Here is a 7726-nt window from a genome sequence, read left to right as displayed (position 1 = left end):
ATGTATCGCCCCGTGGATGGCGGGTCCAGCGTCACACCCAGATCGGCTTCCCGGTTGGCGAGATTGGCAAAGCGCGGCTGCACCAGCAAGTCCACCGAGAGATCCGGCTGCTCCTGAAGGAAGCGCGCCAGCAAAGGCGTAATCACGCGCACACCCAGCACCTCCGGCACACCGAGCCGCACTACACCGCGCACAGCGACTTCGGTATCGCTCAACTGATCCTGCGCCGCCAGCACTGCCGCTTCCATCGACTCGGCATGTGGCAGCACCGCGTGCCCCATTTCGGTCAGCTCATAACCCTCGCGCGAACGGTCGAACAGCGTCGCGCCCAGCTGCTGTTCCAGCCGGTCGATACGCCGCGCCACCGTTGTGTGTTCCACTTCCAGGCGCCGCGAAGCGCCGGACAGCGTGCCGGAGCGGGCCAGCTCCAGGAAGAAACGCAGATCGGTCCATTCAGGGAGGGATTTCATATCGCGCAATTGTGCATCAATGAACATGCCGATACAACATCTTTGAAACACATTGTGCAAAATTGCACACGCATTGGGCGCCATCGTCTCTTTCTTGAACAACGCAAATCACGCACACTGCGCCAACCACACTATGCGGAGGGCTTGCGCCACATGTATTCCGAGATCAGCTTCAAGAGCAGCGACGGTTTGCGCCTGTATGCGCGCGACTACGCCAGCAGCGGCGGCGCAGCGCGCCTGCCGGTGATCTGCATTCACGGACTGACCCGCAACTCGTCCGACTTCGAAGACGTGGCGCCATGGATGGCCGCGCAAGGCCGCCGCGTGCTGGCGGTCGATGTGCGCGGCCGAGGCTTTTCCGAATACGATCCCGATCCCAGCCACTATCACCCGATGGTCTACGCGAATGACGTGGCCAAACTGGCGCACGACCTGGGCATCGCCCGCGCCGTGTTCGTCGGCACGTCAATGGGCGGCATCATCACCATGACGCTGGCGCTGCGCCAATCCAGCCTGATCGCGGCCGCCGTCTTGAATGACGTGGGACCGTCGCTGTCCGCGCGCGGCCTGCAACGCATTGCGTCTTACGCGGGCCGCGGCGGCGAACTGACTACCTGGGATGAAGCGGCCGACTACATCGCCGGCATCAATACCACCGCCTTCCCCGACAACAGCGCCGAAGAATGGCAGCGCTGGGCGCGCCGCGCTTTCGCCGAGTCGGACAACGGCAAGCTGCGCATGCGCTACGACCCGAACATCGCCCTGCCCATCCGCGACCAGAAGATCAAGCCAGAATCGTTCGCCGCGCGCATGGCCTTCCGCCGCCTGGCGCGCAGGCGTCCGACGATGCTGATTCGCGGTGCGCTGTCGGATCTGGTCGAACCTGAACAGGCAGCAGCCATGCGCGCCACCGCACCGAACATGATCTACGCGGAAGTGCCCGGCGTCGGCCACGCGCCGATGCTGAGCGAACCCGCGGCGCAGGAAGCGCTGCGCGCCTTCCTCGCGAACGTGGATTGAACTATATTAGGTACAAAAATAATCAAGGAGACTGAATGAAAAAGCTTATCCCGCTCGCGCTTGCGCTGGCACCAATGCTCGGCGGCGCACAGGAACTGAAAGTCGCGCTCATCACCGGCAAGACCGGCATGCTGGAGCCTTACGCCAAAGAGACCGAGACCGGCTTCATGATGGGCCTCGAATATCTCACCGGCGGCAAGATGGAAATCAACGGCCGCAAGCTGAAGGTCATCGTGAAGGACGACCAGAGCAAGCCGGACCTGGGCCGCGCCATGCTGGCCGAGGCCTATGGCGACGATAAGGCCGACATCGCAGTCGGCACCTCGTCTTCCGGCTCCGCCATCRCCATGCTGCCGGTCGCCGCCGAATACAAGAAAGTGCTGATCGTGGAGCCAGCGGTGGCCGATGCCATCACAGGCGAAAAATGGAACCGCTACATCTTCCGCACCGCGCGCAGTTCGATGCAGGACGGCCTTGCCGCCGCCACCACCTTCAAGGTCGGCAGCGTGGGCTTCCTGGCGCAGGACTACGCTTTCGGCAAGGATGCGGTGAAAGCCGCGCGCGAAGCACTGACCGCCACCGGCAGCAAGGCGCAGATCGTGCACGAAGAATACGCGCCACAAAACGCCACCGACTTCACCGCGCCAGCCCAGCGCCTGTTCGACGCGCTGAAGGACAAGCCGCAGCCGCGCGTGCTGGCCATTGCCTGGGCCGGCCCTAACCCGCTGAACAAGATCGCCGACATGAAACCGGAGCGCTACGGCATTGCGCTCGCCCCCGGCGGCAATATCCTGCCGGTGCTGAAAACCTGGAAGGCCTACGCGGGGACGGAAGGCACCATCTATTACTACTACGGCTTCCCGAAAAACAAGATGAACGACTGGCTGGTGGCCGAACACATGAAGCGCTTCAAGGCACCGCCTGATATGTTCACCGCCGGCGGCTTCAGCGCAGCCAGCGCCGTCGTCACCGCTCTGCAAAAAGCAGGCGGAGGCAACACGGAAAAACTGATCGCAACCATGGAAGGCATGGACTTCGACACGCCGAAGGGCAAAATGACCTTCCGCAAAGAGGATCACCAGGCCTTGCAGCCGATGTACCACTTCCGCATCAAGAAGGACCAGAAGAACGAATGGGATCTGCTGGAACTGGTGCGCGAGATCCCGGCCTCCGAGCTGCCGCTGCCGATCAAGAACAAGCGCTGATCGATGGCAGTTCAGCATCCCCTGCTCGCCACGCGCGGGCTGACGATCCGTTTTGGCGGGCATGTGGCGGTGGATAACGTCACCGCTGAATTCCATGCCGGCCAGCTGACCGTGATCGTCGGCCCCAATGGCGCCGGCAAGACGACTTATTTCAATCTGATGTCCGGCCAGTTGCCTGCGACCAGCGGGCAGGTGCTGCTGCGCGGTGAAGACATCACGCRCCATGGACCCGCGCGCCGCACGGCGCTGGGCATTGGCCGCGGTTTTCAGCTGACGAATCTGTTCCCCCATCTGAGCGTGCACGAGAACGTGCGGCTCGCGGTGCAGGCGCACGCCAGGGCGGGCATGAAGCTGTGGTCAGTCTGGTCCGCGCACCGCGAACTGATCGAACGTGCCGACCATTATCTGGAACGGGTGAATATGGCGGCCCGGCGCGACACGGCCGTCGCCGCCCTGCCCCACGGCGACAAGCGCAAGCTGGAAGTGGCCATCATGCTGGCACTGGAACCGGATGTGATGATGTTCGATGAGCCTACGGCCGGCATGAGCGTGGACGAAGTGCCGGTGGTGCTGGACCTGATCCGCCAGGTGAAGGAAGCGCGCAACAAGGCCGTGCTGCTGGTGGAGCACAAGATGGACGTGGTGCGCTCGCTGGCCGACCGCATCATCGTGCTGCACAACGGCGCGCTGGTCGCGGACGGCGAACCTGCCGCCGTGATGTCGTCGTCCATCGTGCAGGAAGCTTATCTCGGAACTGCAATCCATGACTGACGCACTGCTCACGCTCTCCGGCGTGCATACCCATATCGGCGAATACCACATCCTGCAAGGCGTGGACCTGGCTGTGCCGCGCGGCGGGCTGACCGTTCTTCTGGGCCGCAACGGCGCAGGCAAGAGCACCACCTTGCGCACCATCATGGGCCTGTGGAAGCCCAGCGCCGGCAAGGTACAGTTCAAGGGCCTCGACATCGGCGGCCTGCCTACGCCGGGCATCGCGCAAAGCGGCATCGCCTACGTGCCCGAATCGATGGCAGTGTTTTCCGCGCTGACCGTTCGGGAAAACCTCTACCTCGCTGCGCGCAGCGGACCAATGGATACGGCGCGCCTGGAATGGATCTTCGGCTTCTTTCCCGCGCTGAAGAAGTTCTGGAACTACCCGGCCGGTAATCTCTCCGGAGGCCAGAAGCAGATGGTGGCCATCGCCCGCGCCATCATCGAACCGCGCGAACTGCTGCTGATTGACGAGCCGACCAAGGGATTGGCTCCCGCCATCATTCAGRGCCTGGCCGACGCTTTCCGCCAGCTCAAGGACAGCAACACTACGGTGCTGCTGGTCGAGCAGAACTTCAACTTCGTGCGCCGCCTGGGCGATAGCGTGGCCGTGATGGATGACGGCCGCATCGTCCACGCGGGGGCGATGGCCGAACTGGCCGAGGACCGCGCCATGCAGGAACGCCTGCTTGGCCTGGCGCTCGACGCACACCAATAAGGAGCCACTGTGAACGATACGAGTTTGCCTGCCGTTCCGCGCGATATTGCGCCGCTGTTGCTGGTCCCGGCCCTGATGCTGGCCACGCTCCCCTTCGTCGGCAGCCTGCCTACCTGGGCCACGCTGACGGTGGCGGGGCTGGCGATGGGCATGATGATCTTCATTATGTCCAGCGGCCTGACCCTGGTTTTCGGCTTGATGGACGTGCTGAATTTCGGACATGGCGCCTTCGTTTCCGTTGGCGCTTTCGCTGCCACACTGGTGCTCGTGCCGATGCGCGGCTGGCTGGAAGCGGATTCGCTGGCCATGAACCTCGGCGCGCTGGGCCTCGCCATTCTGCTGGCGATGCTCGTGACCGCCCTACTCGGCTGGCTGTTCGAGCGCGTGATCGTGATGCCAGTGTACGGGCAGCACCTGAAGCAAATCCTCGTCACGATGGGCGGCATGATCGTGGTCGAACAGCTGATTGGCGTGCTGTGGGGACCGGAACAGCAAGCCATGCCGCTGCCCGCCGCCCTGCGTGGCGCGGTGCTGATGGGTGATTTCGCGATCGAAAAATATCGGCTGCTGGCCGTTGTCGTGGGACTGGCCGTGTTCATCGCGCTGGTGCTTACGCTGAACCGCACCAAGCTCGGCCTGCTGATCCGCGCCGGCGTCGAGAACGGCGAAATGGTGGAAGCACTAGGCTACCGCATTCGCCGCCTGTTCGTCGCGGTGTTTGCGGCCGGTTCCGCGCTGGCCGGTCTGGGCGGCGTGATGTGGGGGCTGTACAAGGAAACCATTACCGCATCAATGGGAGCCGAAGTGATCGTGATGGTCTTCATCACCATCATCATCGGCGGCCTGGGTTCGGTCACGGGCTGCTTTATCGGCGCGCTGCTGATGGCGCTGGCCACCAATTACACGGGCTTCCTGGCGCCGAAACTGGCGCTGGTGTCCCATATCGTGCTGATGATCGCCGTCCTGCTATGGCGACCYGCTGGCCTGATGAGGAAATAAGATGCTGCATTCCATCCTGTCCGGCGACCTGCCGCGCAGCCGCGTGCTGGGCGCACTGCTGGTGCTGTCCGTGCTTGGCCTTGCGTTGGCGCCGTTCCTGACCAGCGGCGCGCGCCCGCTCAATACGGCGGCGACGATCTGCGTGTATATCGTGCTGGTCGCATCGTATGACCTGCTGCTTGGCTACACGGGCATCGTATCCTTCGCCCATACCATGTTCTTCGGTATCGGCGCCTACGGTGTGGGACTTGGGCTATCGGGTGAAAATGCAGGCTGGGGCAGCATGGCGCTTGGGCTGCTCATTGCGCTGGCGGTGGCGCTGGTGCTGGCTCTGCTCATCGGCCTGTTCGCCCTGCGCGTGCGCGCCATCTTCTACGCCATGATCACGCTGGCTGTGGCGTCGGCCTTTGCCGTGCTGGCTTCCCAACTGTCCGACTGGACCGGCGGCGAAGACGGCAAGACCTTCAGCGTGCCCGAACTGCTGTCGCCCGGTTTCCAGCTGGCGGATGGCGAATGGTTCGGCCGCTCCCTGGACGGCAAGCTGGTGACCTACTACATCGTCTTCTTTGGCTGCGTGCTGCTGTTCCTCGCACTGCTGCGCGTGGTGAATTCGCCGTTCGGCCGCGTGCTGCAAGCGATCCGCGAAAACGAATTCCGCGCCGAGGCGCTGGGCTACCGCACCGTCGTGTATCGCATTTGGGCCAATGTGATCGGCGCATTGGCCGCAGCGCTGGCGGGCGCGCTGATGGCGCTGTGGCTGCGCTATGTGGGACCGAAGACCATGCTGGGCTTCGAAGTCATGACTGATATCCTGCTGATCGTCGTCATCGGCGGCATGGGCACGATGTATGGCGCCGTGCTGGGCGCGGTGCTGTTCATTCTGGCGCAGAACTATCTCAAAGGCCTGATGGGGCAAGCATCCGAAGCGTTATCGGGCGTACCGCTGCTGCAAGCGGCCCTGCATCCGGACCGCTGGCTGCTGTGGCTGGGCATCCTGTTCGTGCTGGCGATTTACTTCTTCCCGACCGGGATTGTGGGCCGCCTGCGCAGCCGCGCCTAGAACTTAAGCGCCGCAAATGTGTTGCGTTCCCATTTAAGCGCCGGCCTTGGCGCTGGGGCGCTCAAGGATGCGGTCGCGCCAGGCCTGCAGATGCGGCATGCCTTCAGCACCGGCGCGAAACTTCATCAGGCCGCGCGCGAACTCGTGGGCGCAGAAGGCCGTGATATCGGCAATCGTGAAGCGCTGACCAGCGACGAATTCCTGCTTGGCCAATACGCCATCCAGCCAGCGCGCGGCGTCGCGGAATTTCTCGCCCTGCGACGCGCCGAAGTCAGGGAATTGCGGCTGCTCCAGCGGCGCAAGACCAGGATGCGAATGGCGGATGCTATTGCTCGCGATGAGGAACAGGTGCAGCTCGATGCGGCGGTCCGCCATCTCGATGAAAGCGCGCTCCTCGAAATCCTCGCCCATCAGGTTGGGCTCCGGCTGCAAGCCCTCGATATACGAGCAGATGGCGCGCGTYTCGCACAGGATGCGGCCGTCGTCCAGCTCCAGCGCGGGCACGCGGCCGAAGGGATTGCGGGCCAGGTACTCATCGCTGCGATGCTCGCCCTTGCCAAGATCGATCATGACTTGCTCGATCTGCATGCCCTTCTCGGCCAGGAACATGGCCACGCGGCGCGGATTGGGCGCACGCGGCGCCATGTACAGTTTCATGCAAACTCCTGATCAGCGGGACTGCCCGGTTTCCAGCATTTTGCGCGCTTCGGCTGCAAATTGCTCGGCTTTTTCGGCACTGTCTTCGCGCCCCAGGACATTCGACGGCGGCAGCTCGATGCCGCGCTGTACGGCGGGCCGTTCGCGGATCTGCCTGATCCAGCGCTGCAGATGCGGCAAGCCTTCCGTCTCCACGCCGGACCAGCGATGCGTGCGCACCCAGGCCCAGTTGGCGATGTCCGCGATCGAATACCCGCTGGCGAGATATTCGTTATCGGCCAGCCGATGATCGAGCACCCGGAACAGGCGGCGCGCTTCGCCCTGATAACGGTCAATGGCGGGCTGCAGCTTTTCGGGGAAGTAGCGGTAGAAGACGTTGGCCTGTCCCATCATCGGGCCGATACCGCCCATCTGGAACATCAGCCATTGCAGCACCAGCGAACGGCCCTTGGGATCGGCGGGCATCAGCCTGCCGGTTTTCTCGGCCAGATAGATCAGAATCGCGCCGGATTCGAATACGGCGAAGTCATCATTGGCGCGGTCCACAATGGCCGGGATGCGGCCGTTCGGATTAATGGCGGTGTACCAGCCCTGTTTCTGCTCATTGGCGCCAAGGTCCAGGACTTTCATGTTATACGGTAATTCCAGCTCCTCCAGAGCAATGGAAATCTTATGGCCATTCGGCGTGGCGGCGGTATAAAAATCGATCATGACAATCCTCTTGAAATGATCGAGGCATCATATCCTCATTCCCCGCGGGGATCAGATCTGACGCCGCAAAAAAAAACCGGCTTCGTCTGGAGGGAGCCGGTTAAAACGCTTTTTA

The 7726-nt window shown here is 63.0% G+C and carries 9 protein-coding genes; 6 read left to right on the top strand and 3 right to left on the bottom strand.

The window, feature by feature from the left end; all coding sequences use genetic code 11:
- Positions 1 to 470 (bottom strand): LysR family transcriptional regulator (locus tag AB4Z11_RS16415; RefSeq protein ID WP_442026309.1); only part of this gene is annotated, 470 nt, incomplete at its 3' end.
- A 153-nt stretch (positions 471 to 623) separates the two neighbouring features.
- Here AB4Z11_RS16415 and AB4Z11_RS16410 point away from each other — a divergent pair.
- From AB4Z11_RS16410 to AB4Z11_RS16385, 6 genes are all read left to right on the top strand, one after another.
- Entirely contained in the window at positions 624 to 1490 is an 867-nt protein-coding gene (locus AB4Z11_RS16410; RefSeq protein ID WP_442026308.1) for an alpha/beta fold hydrolase, read from the top strand.
- Between the two features lie 35 nt (positions 1491 to 1525).
- The gene (locus AB4Z11_RS16405; RefSeq protein ID WP_442026307.1) at positions 1526 to 2695 is read left to right on the top strand and encodes a substrate-binding domain-containing protein; all 1170 of its coding nucleotides are present in this window, start codon (positions 1526 to 1528) and stop codon (positions 2693 to 2695) included.
- A 21-nt stretch (positions 2696 to 2716) separates the two neighbouring features.
- Complete coding sequence (locus tag AB4Z11_RS16400) at positions 2717 to 3466, top strand: ABC transporter ATP-binding protein (RefSeq protein ID WP_442026311.1); 750 nt, start codon at positions 2717 to 2719, stop codon at positions 3464 to 3466.
- Positions 3459 to 4184 (top strand): ABC transporter ATP-binding protein, encoded by a 726-nt coding sequence (locus AB4Z11_RS16395; RefSeq protein ID WP_442026306.1) that lies wholly within the window; start codon positions 3459 to 3461, stop codon positions 4182 to 4184. The genes AB4Z11_RS16400 and AB4Z11_RS16395 overlap by 8 nt, the downstream gene beginning before the upstream one ends.
- 75 nt (positions 4185 to 4259) lie before the next feature.
- Positions 4260 to 5183 (top strand): branched-chain amino acid ABC transporter permease, encoded by a 924-nt coding sequence (locus AB4Z11_RS16390; protein ID WP_442026310.1) that lies wholly within the window; start codon positions 4260 to 4262, stop codon positions 5181 to 5183.
- A gap of 1 nt (position 5184) precedes the next feature.
- Complete coding sequence (locus AB4Z11_RS16385; RefSeq protein WP_442026305.1) at positions 5185 to 6243, top strand: branched-chain amino acid ABC transporter permease; 1059 nt, start codon at positions 5185 to 5187, stop codon at positions 6241 to 6243.
- A gap of 33 nt (positions 6244 to 6276) precedes the next feature.
- On the opposite strand, the gene AB4Z11_RS16380 is transcribed toward AB4Z11_RS16385, so the two are convergent.
- Entirely contained in the window at positions 6277 to 6900 is a 624-nt protein-coding gene (locus AB4Z11_RS16380) for a glutathione S-transferase family protein (RefSeq protein ID WP_442026304.1), read from the bottom strand.
- Between the two features lie 12 nt (positions 6901 to 6912).
- The gene (locus AB4Z11_RS16375; protein ID WP_442026303.1) at positions 6913 to 7611 is read right to left on the bottom strand and encodes a glutathione S-transferase family protein; all 699 of its coding nucleotides are present in this window, start codon (positions 7609 to 7611) and stop codon (positions 6913 to 6915) included.
- Positions 7612 to 7726: the final 115 nt, after the last annotated feature.

Source organism: Pseudoduganella sp. RAF53_2, from assembly GCF_052113985.1.
Taxonomy (GTDB): Bacteria; Pseudomonadota; Gammaproteobacteria; order Burkholderiales; family Burkholderiaceae_D; genus Rugamonas.
This window is presented reverse-complemented; position numbering and strand designations above follow the sequence as displayed.